General features: G+C 64.8%; 19 protein-coding genes and 1 tRNA gene. 6 read left to right on the forward strand and 14 right to left on the reverse strand.

Annotation, left to right across the window (positions count from 1 at the left end):
• Positions 1-28 precede the first annotated feature (28 nt).
• From mreC to rodA, 4 genes are all read left to right on the forward strand, one after another.
• On the forward strand, positions 29-1159 hold the full coding sequence (gene mreC, locus P3T42_RS29195; RefSeq protein ID WP_429308005.1) for a rod shape-determining protein MreC: 1131 nt from the start codon (positions 29-31) through the stop codon (positions 1157-1159).
• Complete coding sequence (mreD, locus tag P3T42_RS29200; RefSeq protein ID WP_074301101.1) at positions 1156-1668, forward strand: rod shape-determining protein MreD; 513 nt, start codon at positions 1156-1158, stop codon at positions 1666-1668. The genes mreC and mreD overlap by 4 nt, the downstream gene beginning before the upstream one ends.
• 144 nt (positions 1669-1812) lie before the next feature.
• The gene (gene mrdA / locus P3T42_RS29205) at positions 1813-4230 is read left to right on the forward strand and encodes a penicillin-binding protein 2 (protein ID WP_074301102.1); all 2418 of its coding nucleotides are present in this window, start codon (positions 1813-1815) and stop codon (positions 4228-4230) included.
• Positions 4231-4240: 10 nt separating this feature from the next.
• Positions 4241-5389 (forward strand): rod shape-determining protein RodA, encoded by a 1149-nt coding sequence (gene rodA, locus P3T42_RS29210; RefSeq protein ID WP_074301103.1) that lies wholly within the window; start codon positions 4241-4243, stop codon positions 5387-5389.
• A 95-nt stretch (positions 5390-5484) separates the two neighbouring features.
• Here rodA and P3T42_RS29215 read toward each other — a convergent pair whose 3' ends face one another.
• The 14 genes from P3T42_RS29215 to def form a co-directional block, all read right to left on the reverse strand.
• On the reverse strand, positions 5485-6201 hold the full coding sequence (locus tag P3T42_RS29215; RefSeq protein ID WP_074301104.1) for a tetratricopeptide repeat protein: 717 nt from the start codon (positions 6199-6201) through the stop codon (positions 5485-5487).
• Complete coding sequence (locus P3T42_RS29220) at positions 6198-6980, reverse strand: HpcH/HpaI aldolase family protein (RefSeq protein WP_429308006.1); 783 nt, start codon at positions 6978-6980, stop codon at positions 6198-6200. The genes P3T42_RS29215 and P3T42_RS29220 overlap by 4 nt, the downstream gene beginning before the upstream one ends.
• A 216-nt stretch (positions 6981-7196) precedes the next feature.
• The gene (gene queD, locus P3T42_RS29225) at positions 7197-7640 is read right to left on the reverse strand and encodes a 6-carboxytetrahydropterin synthase QueD (protein ID WP_143788563.1); all 444 of its coding nucleotides are present in this window, start codon (positions 7638-7640) and stop codon (positions 7197-7199) included.
• Positions 7641-7649: 9 nt separating this feature from the next.
• Positions 7650-8282, reverse strand: coding sequence for a 7-carboxy-7-deazaguanine synthase (queE, locus tag P3T42_RS29230; protein WP_074301107.1), 633 nt, complete (start codon positions 8280-8282; stop codon positions 7650-7652).
• Between the two features lie 73 nt (positions 8283-8355).
• Positions 8356-9090 carry a 7-cyano-7-deazaguanine synthase QueC gene (gene queC / locus P3T42_RS29235; RefSeq protein WP_074301108.1) on the reverse strand — a complete coding sequence of 245 codons (735 nt, stop codon included), beginning with the start codon at positions 9088-9090 and terminating at the stop codon, positions 8356-8358.
• A gap of 403 nt (positions 9091-9493) precedes the next feature.
• Positions 9494-9569 (reverse strand) — tRNA-Phe (locus P3T42_RS29240).
• Between the two features lie 111 nt (positions 9570-9680).
• Positions 9681-10370, reverse strand: coding sequence for a response regulator transcription factor EsaR (gene esaR, locus P3T42_RS29245; protein ID WP_074301109.1), 690 nt, complete (start codon positions 10368-10370; stop codon positions 9681-9683).
• A complete protein-coding gene (locus P3T42_RS29250; RefSeq protein ID WP_074301110.1) occupies positions 10371-12788 on the reverse strand; it encodes a sensor histidine kinase in 2418 nt (805 codons plus the stop codon).
• A complete protein-coding gene (locus tag P3T42_RS29255; RefSeq protein ID WP_074301111.1) occupies positions 12778-13368 on the reverse strand; it encodes a DUF4390 domain-containing protein in 591 nt (196 codons plus the stop codon). The genes P3T42_RS29250 and P3T42_RS29255 overlap by 11 nt, the downstream gene beginning before the upstream one ends.
• Complete coding sequence (gene rsmB, locus P3T42_RS29260; RefSeq protein ID WP_429308007.1) at positions 13365-14798, reverse strand: 16S rRNA (cytosine(967)-C(5))-methyltransferase RsmB; 1434 nt, start codon at positions 14796-14798, stop codon at positions 13365-13367. The genes P3T42_RS29255 and rsmB overlap by 4 nt, the downstream gene beginning before the upstream one ends.
• Positions 14799-14975: 177 nt before the next feature.
• Positions 14976-15833 (reverse strand): zinc metalloprotease HtpX, encoded by an 858-nt coding sequence (gene htpX, locus P3T42_RS29265; protein WP_074301113.1) that lies wholly within the window; start codon positions 15831-15833, stop codon positions 14976-14978.
• Between the two features lie 107 nt (positions 15834-15940).
• Positions 15941-16582: a LysE family translocator gene (locus P3T42_RS29270; protein ID WP_074301114.1), complete on the reverse strand. Its 642-nt coding sequence runs from the start codon at positions 16580-16582 to the stop codon at positions 15941-15943.
• A gap of 197 nt (positions 16583-16779) precedes the next feature.
• Positions 16780-17763, reverse strand: a complete 984-nt coding sequence (gene fmt, locus P3T42_RS29275) for a methionyl-tRNA formyltransferase (RefSeq protein ID WP_429308008.1) — start codon at positions 17761-17763, stop codon at positions 16780-16782.
• 31 nt (positions 17764-17794) lie between these two features.
• Positions 17795-18298, reverse strand: coding sequence for a peptide deformylase (def, locus tag P3T42_RS29280; protein ID WP_074301116.1), 504 nt, complete (start codon positions 18296-18298; stop codon positions 17795-17797).
• Positions 18299-18543: 245 nt separating this feature from the next.
• On the opposite strand from def, the gene dprA reads away from it, so the two are divergent.
• A complete protein-coding gene (gene dprA, locus P3T42_RS29285; protein WP_429308009.1) occupies positions 18544-19854 on the forward strand; it encodes a DNA-processing protein DprA in 1311 nt (436 codons plus the stop codon).
• A 94-nt stretch (positions 19855-19948) separates the two neighbouring features.
• Positions 19949-20326: a thioredoxin family protein gene (locus P3T42_RS29290; protein ID WP_074301118.1), complete on the forward strand. Its 378-nt coding sequence runs from the start codon at positions 19949-19951 to the stop codon at positions 20324-20326.
• Positions 20327-20391: the final 65 nt, after the last annotated feature.

Raw genomic sequence — 20391 nt, forward strand, 5'->3', positions numbered from 1 at the left:
CCAACCGCTCACGCCCCCGGCGCCGACCATGGAATACAGTCCGCCGCCTCTGTTCAAGCAAGGCCCCTCCGCACTCGCACGGCTGATTTTCTTCGTGCTGCTGGCGCTCGCCCTGCTGATCTCGGATGCGCGTTTCAGGACGCTCGAAATCGTTCGCGGTGTCCTCGGAGCGGGTCTATATCCGTTGCAGCGCGCCGCGCTCGTACCGCGCGACATGTTCATGGGCGCCGCGGATCTGGCCGTCACCAGCGCCACGCTGCGCGGTCAGAACGACACCCTGCGCAAGAAGAACCTGCAACTCTCGCTGCAGGCCAACACGGCGGCCGAACTGGGCGCCGAGAACGAACATCTGCGCCTGCTGCTGCAACTCTCGCAGCGCATGACCACGCAATCGATCCCCGCTGAAATCCAGTACGACACGCGCGACCCGTTCACCCAGAAGGTCATCATTGGCCGTGGCGCGCAGCAGGGCATCCAGGACGGCTCGCCGGTCGTCAACGAAGACGGCGTGATCGGCCAGGTCACGCGGGTATTCCCGATGCAGGCGGAAGTCACGCTGCTGACCGACAAGGATCAGGCCGTGCCGGTGCAGGTGGTGCGCACAGGTCTGCGCAGCGTGATTTACGGCACGCCGAAGGGCGATTCGCTCGACCTGCGCTTCGTGCCGATCAGCGCAGACCTGCAGGCCGGCGACGAACTGGTGACGAGCGGCCTCGACGGCACCTATCCGCCGGGCTTGCCGGTGGCCAAGGTGGTGCGGGTCGACAAGCAGGCCGATACGGCATTCGCGCGCGTAGTGTGCCTGCCGGTTGCGCCGGTGCGTGGCGCTCGCGAGCTGCTGGTGTTGCACTATCAGAACACGGTGCCGCCACGTCCGGCGGACGAACCCGATGCCGCCAGCTCCGCAAAGGAAGCGAAGGCGAAGAAGGGGGCGAAATCCGCGGAGAAGGCGCCGGAGAAGAACGCCAAAGCGGCGGCGCCCGCATCCGCCGCTACTGCGGCGGCAGCCAGGCCGAGTTCGGCAACGGCAGCGGCAGCAACGGAAAAGAAGGCCGCTCCCGAGAAGAAGCCCGTGGGCGAGAAAAAGCCGGCTGGCGAGAAGAAAGCCGACGGCCGGCCGCCCGTAGAAAAACCGGCAACGGGAGGGATCGACGAGTGAACCGCCCTCAATACATCCTGCAGCCGGTTAACCCGTACTTCATCGCCTTCAGCCTGGCAGCAGCCTTCCTGCTGAACCTGATGCCGTGGGGACGCCTGATCGGCGTGCCCGACTTCGTCGCACTCGTGCTGCTGTTCTGGAACGTGCACCAGCCGCGCAAGGTCGGCATGGGCATCGCGTTCCTGCTCGGCATCCTGATGGACGTGCACAACGCCAGCCTGCTCGGCGAGCATGCGCTGGCCTATACGCTGCTGTCGTACGGTGCGATCACCATCCACCGGCGGGTACTGTGGATGCCGATGGGCGTGCAGACCTTCGCGGTAATGCCCCTGTTCGTGGTCGCGCAGCTCGTGCCGTTCGTGATCCGGCTGCTGATGGGTGCGGCGTTTCCCGGCTGGGGTTACCTGATCGACGGGTTCATCGAAGCCGCGCTTTGGCCCATCGCGAGTGCGCTGCTGCTGATGCCGCAGCGCCGTCCGGCCGATCCGGACGACACCCGGCCCATTTAGCGCAGTGCGCGCACCGAGCCCCTCCTTGAACCCGCGAAACACGCGCTCCCCCGGCCGGCTCGGCCCACACCGCTCTTGCCTCCCGGTCACGGCCGGCGGCTCATTCACCGTTTACGGCCGCTCCGCGGCCTTTTGACCAAAAGCATGGCAGCCGAATTCAAGGACACTCAGCAACAGCTCTCGAAGTTCCGCCTGCGGGTCGCGGCGGCGGGCCTGTTCGTGTTCGTCTGCTTCGGGCTGATCGTTTTCCGCTTCCTGTTCCTGCAGGTCTGGCACTACAGCAAGTATTCGCTGCAGGCCGACGAGAACCGCATCTCGGTGGCGCCGATCGTGCCGAACCGCGGCATCATCACGGACCGTAACGGCGTCGTGCTGGCGAAGAACTACTCCGCCTACACGCTGGAAATCACGCCTTCGAAGCTCAACGACACGCTCGACAACGTCATCGACAATCTCGCGACCGTCATTACGATCGACGCACGCGACCGGCGCAACTTCAAGAAGCTGCAGGAAGACTCCAAGAACTTCGAGAGCCTGCCGATCCGCACCCGCCTGACCGACGACGAAGTCGCGCGCTTCACCGCGCAGCGCTTCCGCTTCCCGGGCGTCGAGGTGCGTGCGCGGCTGTTCCGTCAGTACCCACTAGGGGCGACGGCCGCGCACGTGATCGGTTACATCGGGCGCATTTCGCAGCGCGATCAGGACCGCATCGACGAAGCCAGCGACCAGAACGACAGCGATCCGGATCACTACGATCCGCGCCTCGATGCGAACAACTACAAGGGCACCGACTACATCGGCAAGATCGGTGTGGAGCAGAGCTACGAGACCGAACTGCACGGCCAGACCGGCTTCGAGGAAGTCGAGGTGACCGCCGGCGGACGGCCGGTGCGGACCTTGTCGCGCACTCAGGCGACGCCGGGCAACAACCTCGTGCTGTCGCTCGACATCGGCCTGCAGCAGGTCGCCGAACAGGCATTTGCCGGCAAGCGCGGCGCGCTGGTGGCGATCGAACCGTCGAGCGGCGACGTGCTCGCCTTCGTGTCGGCGCCGAGCTTCGATCCGAATTCGTTTGTGGATGGCATCGACCAGCAGACCTGGGACGACCTGAACAACTCGCCCGACCACCCGCTGCTGAACCGGCCGCTGCACGGCACTTATCCGCCGGGCTCCACCTACAAGCCGTTCATGGCGCTCGCCGCACTGACGCTGCACAAGCGCACGCCGGGTTGGGGCTTCCAGGATCCAGGCTACTACACGTTCGGCGGCCACACGTTCCGCAACGACGTGCGCTCGGGCCAGGGCTGGGTCGACCTGAACCGCGCCATCGTGGTGTCGAACGACACGTATTTCTTCATGCTGGCGCATGATCTCGGCGTCAATGCGATCGCCAATTTCATGAAGCCGTGGGGCTTCGGCCAGATCACCGGCATCGATATTGCCGGCGAAGCGAAGGGCATTCTTCCTTCCACCGAATGGAAGCGCAAAGCCTACCGCAAGCCCGAACAGCAGCGCTGGTACGAAGGCGAGACGATCAGTCTCGGGATCGGCCAGGGCTACAACTCGTTCACGATCCTGCAGCTTGCCCACGCGGTCGCCACGCTAGCCAACAACGGCATCGTGATGAAGCCTCACCTGGTGAAGGAAATCGAAAATCCGATCACCAAGGACGAGCGTCTGACCGTGCCGAAGGACGACGGCCGCATCAACGTGTCGCAGACCGATATTGATGTCGTCAAGCGTGCGATGGTCGGTGTCGTGACCAACGGCACGGCGTCGAAGGTCTTCATCGGCGCACCCTATCAAGCCGCGGGCAAGACCGGTACCGCGCAGGTCTATTCGCTGCAGGGCGCGAACTACAAGGGCCACGCGATTCCAGAAAATCTGCGTGACCACGCGCTCTTTATCGCCTTCGCGCCGGCAGACAATCCGAAGATCGCGCTCGCACTGATCGTCGAAAACGGTGGCTGGGGTGCGGAAGTGGCGGGCCCGATCGCGCGCCGCGTGCTCGACTACTACCTCGTTGACCGGAACAAGCCGGGCGCGGAAGCGGCGGCCGTCGCTGCGGCGGCTTCGGCAACCGCGGAGGCGTCGGCGCCGGTGATCGGCTCGGCGCCGACTGCTGTCGAAATCATGCAGCCGGCTTCCGTCGCTGCGGGCTTCACTGCCTTGCCGATGCCCGGCGCCGCATCGAATGCAGCGGGGGCGTCGGCACCGGCTGCGGCGTCGGCGGCTTCGGATGTTGCACCTGCGGCGCCGGTTGGCCCTGTCGTCGCAGCGCCGGACGGCAAGGGCGCCGATAAGAACGCAGCTAATCGGGCGGCAACGGGTGCAGATCGGTCAGGCGCCACGGCAAACGACGCCTCGGCTCCGTTCGTCGCCACCACCGTGCTGGCGGACCCGGCCTCGGCCCCCACCAGGACACTGGTGCCGCGCAAATCCGGTCCGCACCATCCACGCCCGGCCAGCGAACCGTCACCCACCGCCGCTGCGCCGTCGCGCGACGATAGCATTCAGCCCACGTCACCCCGCCAGCCGGTTTCCGGCGGCATCGACGAGTAAGGAGAAAGGCATGCAATTCGACAAGCGCGCCTGGCTCGATCGCATCAAGAAGATGTTCATCGGCTTCGACCGCCCGCTCGCACTCGCGGTGTTTCTGCTGATGTGCGTCGGTATCGTCACGCTGTACAGCGCCACGCTCGACATGCCGGGCAAGGTGGAAGACCAGTTGCGCAACATCATGCTGACCTTCGTGCTGATGTGGGCGCTCGCGAATGTGCCGCCCACCACGCTGATGCGCTTCGCCGTCCCGCTGTATACCTTCGGCATTGCGCTACTGGTAGCGGTGGCGCTATTCGGTCTCACGCGCAAGGGGGCCAAGCGCTGGATCAACGTCGGCGTGGTGATCCAGCCGTCGGAGATCATGAAGATCGCCACACCCTTGATGCTCGCGTGGTACTACCAGCGCCGCGAAGGCGTGATGCGCTGGTACGACTATCTGGTCGGCCTGATCATTCTGGCCGTGCCGGTGGGCCTGATCGCCAAGCAGCCGGACCTCGGCACCGCCGTGCTGGTGTTCGCCGCGGGTCTGTTCGTCATCTACTTCGCGGGCCTGAGTTTCAAGCTGATCGTGCCGGTGCTGATTGCCGCGGCGATCGCGGTCACCTCCATTGCGGTGTTTCAGGACAAGATCTGCCAGCCTGAAGTGCAGTGGCCGCTGATGCACGACTATCAGAAGCACCGTATCTGCACCTTGCTCGACCCCACCTCCGATCCGCTCGGCAAGGGCTTCCACACCATCCAGGCGGTGATTGCGATCGGCTCGGGTGGCCCGCTCGGCAAGGGCTGGCTGAAGGGCACGCAGGCCCACCTGGAATTCATTCCCGAGAAGCACACCGACTTCATTTTCGCGGTGTTTTCCGAGGAGTTCGGGCTCGCCGGCGGGGTGGTGCTGCTGTTCCTGTACATGTGTCTGATCGCGCGCGGGCTATACATCGCGGCGAATGGCGCCACACTCTTCGGCCGGCTATTGGCGGGCTCGCTGACCATGGCCTTCTTCACCTATGCGTTCGTCAATATCGGCATGGTGAGCGGAATCTTGCCGGTGGTCGGCGTGCCGCTGCCCTTCATGAGTTATGGAGGCACGGCGCTGATTACGCTGGGAATCGCGACGGGCCTGATCATGAGCGTCGGGCGACAGAAGCGGCTGATGCAGAGTTAATCCAGAGCGGATGCACGGCTCGCGATACGAAAAGGGGCGCATCTTGAACTGCGCCCCTTTTCAATTGAACGGCCTCATTCGCCTATTCGCGCGCTTTACTGCGGTTTGGCCTCGTGCTCGTCGCGCAATTGGGCGCTCAGTTGCAGATACTTCAGCTTGGCCGCCGGATCGCCCTGCGCCGCGGCAGCCGCATAGTAAGCACGCGCCACGTTCAGGTTCTTGTCCACGCCGTCGCCGCCGCGTTCGTAGAATGAGCCAGCCACGTACTGCGCGGTCATGTCGCCGCCTTCCGCGGCCTTCTTGTACCAGACGAACGCCTGGCGATTGTCGCGCGCCGTGCCGCGGCCATCCAGAAACTGGTTCGCCAGCGCCAGCTCAGCTTGCACGTGCCCCTGCTGCGCCGCCTTCAGAAACCAGCGGTGCGCTTCCACCGGATCGCGGTCGACGAACTCGCCATCGTCGTACATCTTGCCGTAGACATACTGCGCGTGCGACATGTTCGCGTCGGCGGCCTTGCGCAGCCACTTCTTGCCCTCATCCACGTTGGCCGTCGTGCCTTCGCCGGTGAGCAACATCATCGCGTAGTTGAATTCGGCGAGCCGGTTGCCGCGCAGCGCCGCCTTGTGAAATTCGACGAGCGCCGAGCTCAGGTTGCCCGCGTTGTAATCGGCGACCGCTGTCTGCGTCTCCGGATCGTCGGCTTTGGACGGCTTGTCCTGTGCATTGACCGTCGCCGATGCCGCCACCGCCAATGCGGCACATGCGGCAAACCCCACCGCCACACGCACGACGTACTGCGAAAAACCCTTCATGACCGCACCTCCTGCAGCGCTTGACGCGTCGCGCGCAGCAGCCACATGACGTCGCTTGCCAGCGCGATAAAACGAAAACCGGCGTCGCGATACTGTCGCGCGCCGGTGGAATCCATGGCAAAAATGCCGGTTGCGATGCCGGCATTGTCGGCCGCCGCCACGACGTGGCTCATCGCCGCCTGCACCTCGGGATGCTTCGAATCGCCCAGATGGCCGAGGCTCGCGGCGAGATCGGCGGGTCCGATGAACAGGCAATCGACGCCCGGCGTCGCCGCAATCTTCTCCACCTCATGCACGGCGGATGCCGACTCGATCTGCACGATCGTCGCAATCTGCGCGTTCGCCGTCTGCACGTAGTCGCGCCGCATGCCGTACGACCCCGCACGCACGGCGCCCGCGACGCCACGCAAGCCGTCGAGCGCCTCGGGCGTCGGATACTGGGTCAGACGCACGGCATGCGCGGCCTCTTCAGCCGACTCGATATTCGGGAACATCAGCGTGCGCGCGCCCGCATCGAGCACGCGCTTGACGAGCCACGCTTCGCTCGCCGGCACGCGCACCGCGGGCTCGCTCGGCAGGTGCGCTGCAGCAATCGCGCGCAACTGGTTGGTGACGTCCGCGCTGTCGATCGGCGCGTGCTCCATATCGATCAGCAACCAGTCGAAGCCGGCATGCGCGAGCGCCTCGGCGGCGCTTTCGCAGCCAAGCGAGAGCCACACGCCAAAGAGCGCCTCAGTTTCCTTGAGACGTTGTTTGAGGGGATTGGTGAAGGTGCTCATCGCCGCACTCCGCGGCAACGCACAACGTCGCCTGAAGCACGGGAGAGGCGGCAGGCGCCGCGGGCCTCGCGCCCGCTTTGATGTGCGGTGACCGGCATGTCTCGCTCCGAGTGGTTATCGAAACGATCATACCGTGACAATAACGCGGACGCTGAGGTACGACTCGCAGCAGGCGAGGTTGCGGCGTCGATGCGGCGCCGGTGGCCCGCTTGCGACTCAGTCGCGGACCACGTCGGCCCAGCAATTCGGCGTCTCGTAGAGACGCACCTTGTGCAGACGCAGATTCACGCCGTAGTGGGCGTCGTAGACATTCGCGAGCAGGTCGAACGCGACCGCCGCGAGATTCTCAACGGTGGGAATGCGATCGAGCACGACCGTCTTGTGGCCCGGCATGGAATCGAGAAAGCCGCGCACGTGCGTGTCGCCTTCGTAGACGAGAAACGCGTGATCCCACTTGTCGACGAGGTGTTCGACGGCGAGCGACTTCACGTCCGCGAAGTCCATCACCATGCCGCGATCCGGCGCGCCTTCCGTATCGACCAGATCGCCTTGCAGCGTGATTTCCAGCACATAGCGATGCCCGTGCAGATTCCGGCACTGGCTGCGGTGATCGGGGATGCGGTGGCCCGCGTCGAATTCGAGTTTTCGGGTAATCGTCAGCACGGCAAATCAGGGAATGTTCAGATACTTGTGGGTCTGCATCGACAGGCGCCATTGCGGATGGCGTTTGCACCAGTCGATCGCGAGTTTCGTGTTGATGTCGCGCGACGGGCCGTCCATGGGCTGGACGAGGAAATATTCGAAGTCGAGCGCCGCGTACTCCGACAGGCGCTGGTTGTCCTGCGGAATCACGACTTTCAGTTCGTTGCCTTTGGTGACCACCAACGGTGCGTCGGCCTTCGGGCTCACGCAGATCCAGTCGATCGTCTCGAGCACCGGCAGCGAGCCGTTGGTCTCAATGGCGATTTCAAAACCGGCGGCGTGCAGCGCGTCGACGAAGGGCTGATCCATCTGCAACATCGGCTCGCCGCCGGTACAGACGACGAAGCGCTCGCCCTCGCCTTCCGGCCATTGCGCGGCGATCATCGCCACCAGGTCTGCGGCGCTGCGGTACTTGCCGCCGTTCTCGCCGTCCGTGCCGACAAAGTCCGTGTCGCAGAAGCGGCACACCGCCTCTGCACGGTCTTCCTCGCGGCCCGACCACAGATTGCAGCCGGCGAACCGGCAAAACACCGCCGGGCGGCCGGCATTCGCGCCTTCGCCCTGCAATGTGTAGAAGATTTCCTTGACCGCGTACGTCATGCTGCTTTCTGCCTGGCACAGCGTGCCTGATTAAAGTTGCCGCCGCCCCACGGATCACCCGGGGGCGCACGGTTCAAACCGGTGCTTCCGTGACGTTCTCGCCGGCGAGATAGGCCTCGTAGCCGCGCTTGCGCAAGCGGCACGCCGGACATTCGCCGCAGCCGAAACCCCACGCATGCAACTCGGCACGCTCGCCGAGATAGCACGTATGCGTCTCGACCCGCACCAGCTCGACCAGCTCGTCGCCGCCCAGTTCGTGCGCGAGGCGCCACGTATCGGCCTTGTCGAGCCACATCAGCGGCGTTTCCAGCGCGAAGCGGCTGTCCATGCCGAGATTGAGCGCCACCTGCAGCGCCTTCATCGTGTCGTCGCGGCAGTCGGGATAGCCCGAAAAGTCCGTTTCGCACATGCCGCCTACTAGCACCTGCAAGCCGCGCCGATAGGCAATCGCCGCGGCGATCGTCATGAACATCAGGTTGCGGCCCGGCACAAAGGTATTCGGCAAACCACTGGCCGCGGCTTCGATCTGGATCTCGCGCGTCATGGCGGTATCGCTGATCGAACCGAGCACCGACAGGTCGATCATGTGATCGTCGCCGAGGCGCGCGGCCCACGCCGGAAAGGCCCGGGCGACGGCGTCGCGAAAGCCTTCACGGCACTCCAGTTCGACCCGGTGCCGCTGCCCGTAGTCGAAGCCGAGTGTCTCGACCGTTTCATATCGTTCGAGCGCCCAGGCGAGGCACGTGGCCGAGTCCTGACCGCCGGAAAACAGCACTAGAGCGCTACTTTTAGCGTCTTTGCGGATCACCGTGAAACTCCGTGAATGATGAGTGCCACGTCGCGCTGCGCGGTGTGCGCCATGCAGCAACGCGGCGCGACGCGTGCCGGCGTGACAGCCGGCTCAAGCAGTATAGGCCGCGCCTTCCGCGTGCAGAGTCGCTGGCGCTTATACCGCTGATCGTCGGACGCAGGGGCGGTTGCGCGGTGCCGCGCCGCCGGAAAGTAGCCGGCGCTCCCCCCGAAAAACGACAAAGGACTTGTCAGGCGAACGCAGCAAGTCCTTGAACTGGCGCGATTTTATCATGCGACGCCCAATGCCGCCGCGTAGCCCTGCGAACCGGCGCCGCATGCATCGACGACAACCGCAACGCCCGGCACCCGTCAGAAAAGGAAAAGCCCCAGGAATCTTGCGAGTTCCTGGGGCTGAATCCTGGTGGCCTGGGACGGAATCGAACCATCGACACGCGGATTTTCAATCCGCTGCTCTACCAACTGAGCTACCGGGCCAACGAAGAAGCGAGAGTATATCAAAGGGTTTTCGACTGCTCAAGCCCCCTTCTCAAAATTTTTGCCTAGCGGGATGGGACACCTTTTGGGGAGTCCAGGTCCGCCAGCGCGTTACTCCCCTTTGTTCTTGCCGAGATCGACGCCGAGCTGCTTCAGCTTGCGGTACAGGTGCGTGCGTTCGAGCCCCGTCTTTTCGGCGACGCGCGTCATGCTGCCGTTCTCGCGCGCGAGGTGATACTCGAAGTACGCGCGCTCGAAGGCGTCGCGTGCGTCGCGCAACGGGATGTCGAACGAGATCGACGCCGTCTGCGCCGCCAGCGCACCACTGCCGATATTGTCGTTAGCGAGCATCGGCAACGACGCAGCCGAAGCCACCGCCGCCGAACTCACCGGCTGCGCCGGCTTCGGCGCAGCGCCCGGCGCTGCGGGCGCGGGGTTGCCGCGCGCGAGACCCTGTTCGACCGCCTTCAGCAGCTTCTGCAACGCAATCGGCTTCTCGAGAAAATTGAGCGCGCCGATCTTGGTGGCTTCGACTGCGGTGTCGATGGTCGCATGGCCGGACATCATGATCACCGGCATCGTCAACAGACCCTGCGCGGCCCATTCCTTGAGCAGCGTGACGCCATCGGTGTCGGGCATCCAGATGTCGAGCAGCACCAGGTCGGGGGCCTGGCGCAGCCGGAACTCACGCGCTTCCTGCGCGTTCTCCGCGGCCTCCACGACGTGCCCTTCGTCGCTCAGGATCTCCGAGAGCAATTCCCGGATGCCCATTTCATCATCTACCACCAGGATGGTTGCCATTTACGCTGCCCTTGTCTGCACTGTTGCTTTTGTCGTTCCCTGCGACGCGTTGCCATGCGCCGCTCGCGGCCCTGCCCCAGGCGCCGCTACATCATCGTCTGCCAATTGAAGAAAGAGGATCGAAATCTGCGCACCCTCGATCACATCGCCCGCTTTCAAACGGTTGCGAATGTCGATTCGCGCGCCGTGTTCGTCGACGATCTTCTTGACCATCGCGAGACCGAGCCCTGTTCCTTTGGCCTTGGTCGTCACGTAAGGTTCGAATGCACGCGTCAGGATGCGTGCGGGGAAGCCCGGTCCGTTATCCGATACGGTCAGACGCACCGCGACGCGCACTTTGCCTTCCGCGTCGGGATCGCCATATTCTACTGTCCTCGTCTCGAGCAGCACACGTGGCTGCCCCGCCTCTGCCACTGCATCCTGCGCATTCTGCAGCAGGTTGTGGATCACCTGGCGCAATTGCGTGGCGTCGCCGCGAATCACCGGCAGCGCGGCGAGCTCCACGTGGATCGCACTCTTGCCCTCTTCAATGCCGTAGAGCGTGAGTACTTCACTCACCAGCTCATTCAACTGCAGGTTGGCAAGCACCGCCGGCGGCGTGCGTGCGTAGTCGCGAAAACTGTCGACCATCTGCTTCATCGCCGCGACCTGATTGACGATGGTGGTCGCGCCGCGCTTCAGCACATCGGCGTCGGACGGTGTGAGCTTGTCGGCCAGCTTCATCTGCAGGCGCTCGGCCGACAACTGGATCGGCGTGAGCGGATTCTTGATCTCATGCGCGAGACGCCGCGCCACTTCACCCCAGGCGATCGAGCGCTGCGCCGAGATCACGTCCGAGATGTCGTCGAACACCACCACGTAGCCGGAAGTCTGCATGTCCTCGGCGTCGCGATCCGTGGCGGAGACGAGCCGCGCACCGCGTACCAGCAGCGTCAGCGGTTCGGTCTCGCCCGACACCTGCACCGAGAACTGCTGTTGCCAGTGACCGCGGTCGTCGTGACCGTCGCCGCTCGCCGCCTCGCGATCCGCAAACGCCTTGCGCACCATCGCGCCGAAATCGCTCAGCACGGTGATGCGGTCGAGCGCCGCACCGAGCGCCGACTGGAACTGCTGGCGGAAGATCCGCTCGGCGCCGCGGTTCGCCGTGGTGAGGCGGAACTGCCGGTCGAACACGAACACGCCCGCGGTCAGGTTAGCGAGAATGCTTTCCAGATAGGCCTTGGAATGCTCGAGCGCGATGCGGTTGTTTTCCACGGCGGCACGCGCCTCGGAGAGTTGCCGCGTCATCGCATTGAACGACTGCGTAAGAAAGCCCAGCTCATCGCGCGACTTGATTTCGCGCTTCGGCGTGTAGTCGCCCTCGGTCACTTCCTTCGTGCCCTGCGCCAGCAGGAACAGCGGCCGCGCCAGCTGATTGCCGAGCGCGAGCGCCAGCATCATCGCAATGAAGGTGGCGAGGAAGAGCGCGAGCGTCAACGTGCCGATATACATCTTGCGCAGACCCGTGCGGCCGAGCGCCTTTTCCTGGTACTCGCGATACGCGCGCTGCACGGCGTCGGCATTGCGGGCGAGCGACGGCGACACCGGCTGCGTCAGTTGCAGGAAGCGCTCCGTGGGCTGCAGCAACGACGCGTTCGAATCCGGAATGCGCTGCACGATCCGCAGCCGCAACACGCCCTTGCCGCCGTTCGCGTTCGGATCGCCGTCCACCTCACCTTCGATCGCGGCAAAACCGTGGCCGCGCGCCTGATCGATCATCATCGGCGTGGGCAAGTCGTTGGGCACGAGCGTCACGTAGTTACCCGAGGCCTGCGCCACCACGTGCATCTCAGGCGCCGCGCCGGACATGCTGCGCACCGGTTCGACGATCGTCGCATCCTGCACGCCGAACTGATCGCGCAAGCGCAGCAGCGTGAGCGTCGTTCCAGCGGCGTCCGCACTGGCCAGCTGCTCGGCCATCAGACGGCCCTTGGTTTGCAGGTCCGACAGCGATGCGTCGAGCATGCCACGCCCGAGGTTCAGCCCGGACGTGAGCGCGGTCTCGACGTTCACGTCGAACCACGACTCGATGCTGCGCGAGACGAACTGATACGACACGACGTAGATGATCCCGCCCGGCACCACGCCGACCAGCGCCATGAAGAAGGCGAGCTTGGCCAGGAGCCGCGTGCCGAACTTACCCTTGCGCAGCCGGTAGATGATGATCAGGACTAGCGCCGTCACGACCATCAGGAAGATCAGCGCGACGGCCACGTTGGCCGCGTACAGCCATTGATAGTAACGGTCGAAGAACTCGGTGTTGGCGCTTGCCGCAGCGAGCAACACCAGCAGCAGGACGGCCGTGACCGCCACCGTCGACACCAGCACGCGCACGACGATGCTGCTGACGCTGGTGGTGCCGCGTACTTTATTTAGCACGTTCGGTCACCGTGAAAGTAAAACGCTTCCAGTCGGAAGAGAGATTCCAGTCGCGGTTGTTCACAGCGTCGATCTGGAATGGCTTGGGCATCAGTGCGATGTCGAGCTGCATGCGCACGGAGGCGGAATAGGTCTCGCCGTTCTGCACCTGATTGCGGTCGATCACATGCCACGACGTCACATGCTGGATCACCGCGAGCGCGTCTTTCAGGGTGCTGAAGCCGAGCTGCAAACCGCCCGTTGACACGCGGTACTCGCGCGTGAGCGGCTGAAACGACAGACGGATGCTCTGCGACACGCTCACCGGCTGCTCGTCGAACCAGTACCAGCGTGGCCGGCTCAGTTCGAAATCGGTCGTGAAGTAGAGCGGAATACCTTTGTTGACGGCATCTTCGAGGTTGCTGTTCAGCTCGAAGTCAAAACGCGCATCGAGACTCCAGCCGCCGCCGTCCGACTGCAGGGAGGCGCGCTGCACTGCGATCGAATCGGCATACGCCACGCCCGGCGCGCTCAGCCAAAAGGCCAGCACAATCCAGAGCACGGCCACTAGCCGAAGCGAAAAGAAGCGTTTGATGGTCACCGTTTCTGAAAGCGCGCGTAGAAAAATCCGTCGTGATCTGGGTTCGAGCCGGTGCCGGTGTCGGCTCCGGCATGGGAACCCTCCGGGGCGTCGGCAGGCGCGCGGGCCGCTGTGGGCAACAGTTGCCCCGGCGCGTCCAATCGTACCGCATCCTGGTACTTGTCTCCAAACCACTGCGCCTGCAATTCGCCTTCTTCGGGAAAGATCGAGCACGTAACGTAGAGCAATTCGCCGCCTGGCTTCACGAGCGGCCAAAGTGCCGCCAGAATCCGCCGCTGTTCGGCGACGAGCGCGGGGATGTCGGCGGCGCGCCGCAACCAGCGGATATCCGGGTGACGCCGGACGATGCCCGACGCCGAACACGGCACGTCGGCCAGAATGCGGTCGAAGGGGCGGTCCAGCGGGTCGTGCCACTTCGCCGGCGCGCCGGCGTCGCCGATGCGAACCTCGGCCGTGAGGCCGAGCCGTTGCAGGTTTTCGCCGATGCGGCGGGCGCGTGTCGCGTCGCTTTCCAGCGCGACGAGTTCGAGATTGGCCCGCTCGAGCAGATGACCCGTCTTGCCGCCAGGTGCCGCGCAGGCGTCCAGCACGCGCATGCCGTCGCGCGCACCGAGCCACTGCGCGGCGAGTTGGGCGCCGGCGTCCTGCACCGAGACCACGCCGTCGTCGAAGCCGGGGATGCGGTCCACCGGCATGGGCGTGGCGAGGCGCACAGCGTCGCCGCCAGCGCGTGTGGCGTCGATATGGTGATCGTGCAGGACCTGCAGATAGGCATCGACCGTGGAGCGGCGCGCGTTGACACGCAGCGTCAGCGGTCCTTGCGTGTTGCCGGTTGCAAGCAGGTTCTGCCAGCGGTCGGGCCAGGCGCGGCGTACCGCGTCGATCCACCAGGCTGGGTAGTTCCAGCGCGCGACCTCGTCGTCCCGTACCGCGCTCAACAGCGTCTCGCGCTCGCGCAGGAAGCTGCGCAGCACGGCATTGACGAGGCCTTTGGCGAACGCGAGCTCACGGCGCGCGGCAATCGCGTGGACGGCCTGGTCGACGACGGTGAACGGCGCGTAAGCGGCGTCCTCTTCGGTGTCGACGAGCAAGGCCAGCGCGCAGGCGAGCAGGTTGGCGACGTGCGGCGGCGGCGCCTTTTTCACCAGCTTCGCGATCAGCCAGTCGGCCGTGGCCAGACGCCGCATGGTCCGGTATGAGATGTCCTGCACGGCCCCGCGCGCCGCGGCAGCGCTACCTTCGGGGGCAGAGACGAAGACCGACTGCAGCGCGGCGGGGAGCGCCGAGCCAACGCGCACCGCACCCACCGCCTGGGCCGCGCAGTCGAGCGCAAAACCCAGCGACTCGGGCGCGAGATGCAGCGTCGACAGACGTGATTCACGCGGACGCGACGACGGTGAAACGGAACGCGCGGAAGGCTTTGAAGTCATGAAGAAGGTAAAAGCAGGCCGCACGGTACGCGCGGCGCAAACAGCACACATTGTAGCTTGGGTGGGTAGGCGGGCCGCCGAGTGGTGACGGAGTGGATGCGCCAACAAAAAGGGCGAGCCCGTTGGAGCTCGCCCTTCCCGATCACTCATTGGCCTGGTAGCCGCACCCACTCCCGCTTACTCGAAGCGCCCCGTGCGCGCCATTTCCATCAGGCGCGCGATGCGCTCTTCCGTGGCCGGGTGCGTTGAAAAGAGATTCGCAATACCGCCGCCCGCGAGCGGATTCATGATCATCATCTGCGCGGTTGACGGATGTGCCTCAGCCGTGGGGAACGGAATGCCGCTCGCGTAACGATGGATTTTGTCGAGCGCCGCCGCGAGCGCCTGCGGGTCGCCGGAAATCTGCGCGCCGCCACGGTCCGCTTCGAACTCACGCGCGCGGGAGATGGCCATCTGAATCAGCGCACCGGCAATCGGCGCGAGCAATGCCACCGCGATGCTCGCGATCGGATTCGCCGGGCGGCCGTTTTCGTCGCGCCCGCCGAAGAACATCGCGAAGTTCGCCAGCGCGGAAATCGCGCCCGCCATCGTGGCGGAGACGGTGGAAATCAGGATATCGCGGTGCTTCACGTGCGCCAGTTCGTGCGCCATCACACCGCGCATCTCGCGCTCGGACAGCACCCGCAGGATGCCGGTGGTCGCGGCGACGGCCGCATGCTCCGGATTGCGGCCGGTGGCAAACGCGTTCGGCGCGTCTTCGTTGATCAGGTAGACGCGCGGCATAGGCAGGCTGGCGCGGGTGGCCAGCTCACGCACCATGCGATAGAACTGCGGCGCACTGTTTTCGTCCACTTCCTGCGCGTTGTACATGCGCAGAACCATCTTGTCCGAAAACCAGTAGGAGAAGAAATTCATCCCGAGCGCGATCACCAGCGCGATCATCATGCCGCGCGAGCCGCCGATCATCCCGCCGATCACGATGAATAGGGCCGTGATCGCGGCCATCAACATCGCGGTTTTGACCCAGTTAAACATGTTCACCACTCCTTGCCCCGAATGCGGGTTCATATCCAATACCGCCTGCCGGCGGCGAAACTGTCTGTAAGCTTATTGTTAGATATGGGCAGACAAGGAAAATTCAATTAGCGCGATGCTGTGGCGAGCTTGATGCCGAGTCCGACGAATGCACTGCCGACGCCGCGATCCAGCCACCGCTTCACGCCGGGTTTGCCGGAAAAACGTTGTGTGACGCTGCCCGCGATCCACGCGACAAAACTGTTCCACACCGTGCTCATGACGAGGAAGACGACGCCAAGCGTCAGGAAAGCCAGCGCCTTGTGATCGCTGCCGGTGGTGACGAACTGCGGGAAGAAGGACACGAAGAACAGCACCACCTTCGGGTTCAGGACGTTGGTCCAGAAGCCCTGCAGGAACAATTGGCGCAGCGACTTCGGCGCACCGGTTGCGCGGGCAGCGCCTGCTGTCTCGGCTGCGGCGGGTTTGGCGAAAACCAGACGCACGCCAAGATAGATCAGATACAGCGCGCCCACGAACTTGATCACCGTGAACGCGGTTGCCGACGCGGCCAGCAGCGCGGTCAAGCCGAACGCGCAGGCAAGCGAATGCACGCAGCAGCCGGCGGAAATGCCCAGCGCCGACACGAGGCCCGCGCCACGTCCTTGCGCGACGCTACGCCCGACGATATAGGCCGTGTCCGGCCCTGGCGTGACGTTGAGCAGGAAAACGGCAACGACGAAAAATCCGAAATGGGTGATACCGAACATCCAATCCTCTCTGGAAACGCTGAGCAACCGTACGTTTTTCACCCCGCAGGAAGTCCCCTCGGGCGCCTCGCGCGAAGCACCGGGTTTCGGGTGGCGGGCGCCTGGAAACAGGCACGTTGCATGGGCGATTCTAACGCGCCGAGAGCATGCGGCGCGAGTCGGCCGAACGGTCTATAGCGAGCGTGACGGGACGCCTGTTACTGTACTTCCGGTAGCAGGAAACGCTGTCCCGAGACGAGCGTCGAGCCGGCCAGGAATTCCCGTACCGGCAAGCGCTTGCCGCCAGGCTTCTGCAGTTGCGTGAGACGCAGCGCGCCCTCACCGCAGGCCACCACGACACCCTCCGGCGAAACGTCGAGGATCGTCCCCGCCTCTACGTTGCCCGTGGCTTCAACGGGCACAGCGGACCAGATTTTCAGCGAGGTGCCGTCAAGCGTGGCCACGCCACCTGGGAACGGGTCGAACGCGCGAACCTGACGTGCCAGAACAACGGCAGGGCGCCGCCAGTCGAGCGCGGCTTCGTGCTTGCCGATTTTCTCGGCATAGGTGAAGCCTTCTGAGGGCTGCGGTGTTGCCACGAGTTTCCCGCTGCGTTCGAGTTCGACCAGCGCCTCGACGATCAGGCGCGCGCCCGACTCTGCCAGACGGTCGTGCAGCGTCGCGGTGGTGTCGTCGTCGTGAATCGGCGTGCGCGCTTCGGAGATCATCGCGCCCGTATCGAGGCCGGCGTCCATCTGCATCAGCGTGATGCCGGTTTCGGTGTCGCCCGCTTCGATGGCACGGTGAATCGGGGCGGCGCCGCGCCAGCGCGGCAACAACGACGCGTGAATGTTGATGCAGCCGTGCGGCGCGATATCGAGCACTTCCTGCGGCAACAACAGGCCGTAGGCGGCGACCACCATCACGTCGTGCGGGGTGGTGCGCAGCAGGTCGATCGCAGCCGTCGCTTCAACCGGATACTTGCCATTACGGCGCAGAGACGGCGGCTGCGCGACCGCGAGAGCGTGCTCTTCGGCGTAGCGCTTCACCGGACTGGCCTGCAGTTTCATGCCGCGCCCGGCCGGGCGGTCGGGCTGCGTAAGCACAAGCGGCACGGGAAAACCGGCTTCGTGGATAGCGGCTAGCGCCGCCGCGGCGAACTCCGGCGTACCGGCAAAGATGACGCGCAACGAATGGCTCATGTACGGGGGCGGTAGGCGATGTGGGCGCGCATTACATCGCGTGGGCGAGCTTCTTCATCTTGTTCTTGATACGCGTTTGCTTGAGCGAAGACAGGTACTCGACGAACACACGGCCCATCAGGTGATCCATCTCGTGCTGGATGCACACGGCGAGCAGGCCTTCGCAGTCCAGTTCGAAGGTTTCGCCTTTTTCGTTGAGCGCGCGCACCCGCACTTTCTCAGCGCGTTCGACGTTGTCGTAAATGCCCGGCACCGACAGGCAACCCTCTTCGTTGATCATCTTCTCGTCGCTCGACCAGATGATCTCGGGGTTGATGAAGGCGTGCAGTTCGTCGTGCGCGTCCGACACGTCGATCACGATGACACGCTCATGCACGTCCACCTGGGTGGCCGCGAGGCCGACGCCGGGTGCCGCGTACATCGTCTCGGCCATGTCCGCGACGAGCTTGCGGATACGGTCGTTGACCGCTTCGACCGGCTTGGCAATCTTGTGCAGCCGCTTGTCCGGGTAATTGATGATGTTCAGTAAAGCCATGATCTTGATTTGGTTTTAGGCGCCGCTCACGGGTGGAAAGTCGCGACGCTGGCCATTCGGCCAGCTTGTGGGGCCGTCGCGATACGCCGAGGATAGGTGGTGTCGAACCGGTTCGATTCAACGCGCCAATCACGCGCCAACGACGAGCCCGCGCGGGTAGGCGCGGCGCTGCAGTTATTTCGGATGATGAAAATTTTAGCATGGCGGCCGCCTGCCCGCTGGCCGTGCTGGAGGATTGACACGCAATGCACACCCTGCCTACAACCGACAACGAACTCGCCGCCTGGCTGCGGCTTTCGATAGCGCCGGGGCTCAGACCCGGCGCGCTACGCGCGATGCTCAACGCGTTCGGCCTGCCGGAGGCCATCCTCGGGCAGCCGTTCGCACTGCTCGCCGCCGCTACCGACGAAGCCTCGGCACGCGCCGCGCTGACCCCGCCCGGCGCCGACTTCGCCCGCTATCTGGATACCGTGCTCGCGTGGCGCGAGCAGGAAGGCAACGCGATCGTGACGCTCGACGACCCGGTCTACCCGCCCGCCCTCCTGACCATGCCCGACCCGCCCTCGCTGCTATATATAAAAGGCCGGCTCGATCTGTTGCATGCAAAGGGGATCGCTGTGGTCGGCAGTCGCAGCGCCACGCCGCAGGGAGTGGAGGACGCCGAGCGCTTCAGCCGCGCACTCTCGGAAGCGGGGCTCGTGGTCGTCTCGGGGCTCGCGTTGGGCATCGACGGTGCGGCGCATCGTGGGGCACTGGCGAGCCGCGGCGGCACGATTGCGGTGATCGGAACCGGCGCCGACCTCGTCTACCCGGCCGCCCATCAGCCGCTCGCGCGGCAAATCGCGGCCACCGGCACGATCATCTCCGAATGGCCGCTCGGCACGCCCGCGCGCGCCGCCAACTTTCCGCAGCGCAACCGCCTGATCGCCGGACTGGTAGGCGGGGTGCTGGTAGTCGAGGCGGCGATGCGCTCCGGCTCGCTGATCACCGCGCGGCTCGCCAACGAAATGGGGCGAGACGTCTTCGCTTTGCCAGGCTCGATCCACGCGCCACTGTCGCGTGGATGCCACAGAATGCTGAAGCAAGGCGCCAAACTCGTGGAGACGCCGGAGGAAATCCTCGAAGAATTGGGTTTTGTGCCACCGCCGGCCCGTGCGGCCGGGCCTATGCCGTGGGACAGTATTCCGGCAAAACCGGGGCCTGACGGCACGTCTCGGGGTGCGGCCGGGACAGCGGCCGGGACAGCGGTTGGTACTGCGGTTGGTACTGCGGCCGGGACAGCGGTTGGTACTGCGGCTGGGACTGCCACCGGGACACCGTCCAGAGCCGCACCGGAGGCCGCGTTCCCCCATCAAACCGTTGCCGAAGCCGATCTCGGCCCGGAAGCGCAAACGCTGCTCGCCGCCCTCGGCCACGCGCCAGCGACGCTTGAAATTCTTGCCGCCCGCACCGACATGCAGGACGCCACGTTACAAAGCACGTTGCTGCAACTCGAACTGGCCGGCCGTCTGACGGTCCTACCCGGCGGCCGTTTTGCGCGAGTAACTCACCGTTAAGCGCGAGCCGCGGCTGAGCATGGTCAATCCCGACAGGCGACGGGCCATGCTACATTCGCGCCAAAGCACCTGACAAAGTACGCAAGGAACCCACATGCCCGCGCTGAACCTCGACACCGACCAAGACCGGATCGCCGAGCGCGTCAACGACCACGAAACGCTTTTCGTGGCCTGCCTGTGCGCGGAGTGGTGCGGGACCTGCCGGGAATATCGGGATGCGTTCGACCGGCTGGCGGACAAGCATCCGGAAATCTGTTTCGCGTGGATCGATATTGAGACCCACGCGGATCGCTTTGACGACCTGGACGTAGAAAATTTTCCTACGATCCTGATAGAGGACGGTGTGACCACGCGCTTTTTTGGCACGGTACTGCCGCAGGCGGCCATCGTCGACCGGATGCTGGCCGATCTGACCGCGCTACCCGGCGTGACCGGTGCGCCCAAGCTGCGGCCGGCTCTCGCGGTCGCCTAAGCGGCGTATTTTTGGCAGCGCTTTAGCCGCGCTGCCCTGCGGCACGGGCGTTGCAGGCATGCTGC

The sequence above is a fragment of the Paraburkholderia sp. GAS38 genome (assembly GCF_050434965.1).
GTDB classification, from domain to species: Bacteria; Pseudomonadota; Gammaproteobacteria; order Burkholderiales; family Burkholderiaceae; genus Paraburkholderia; species Paraburkholderia phenazinium_A.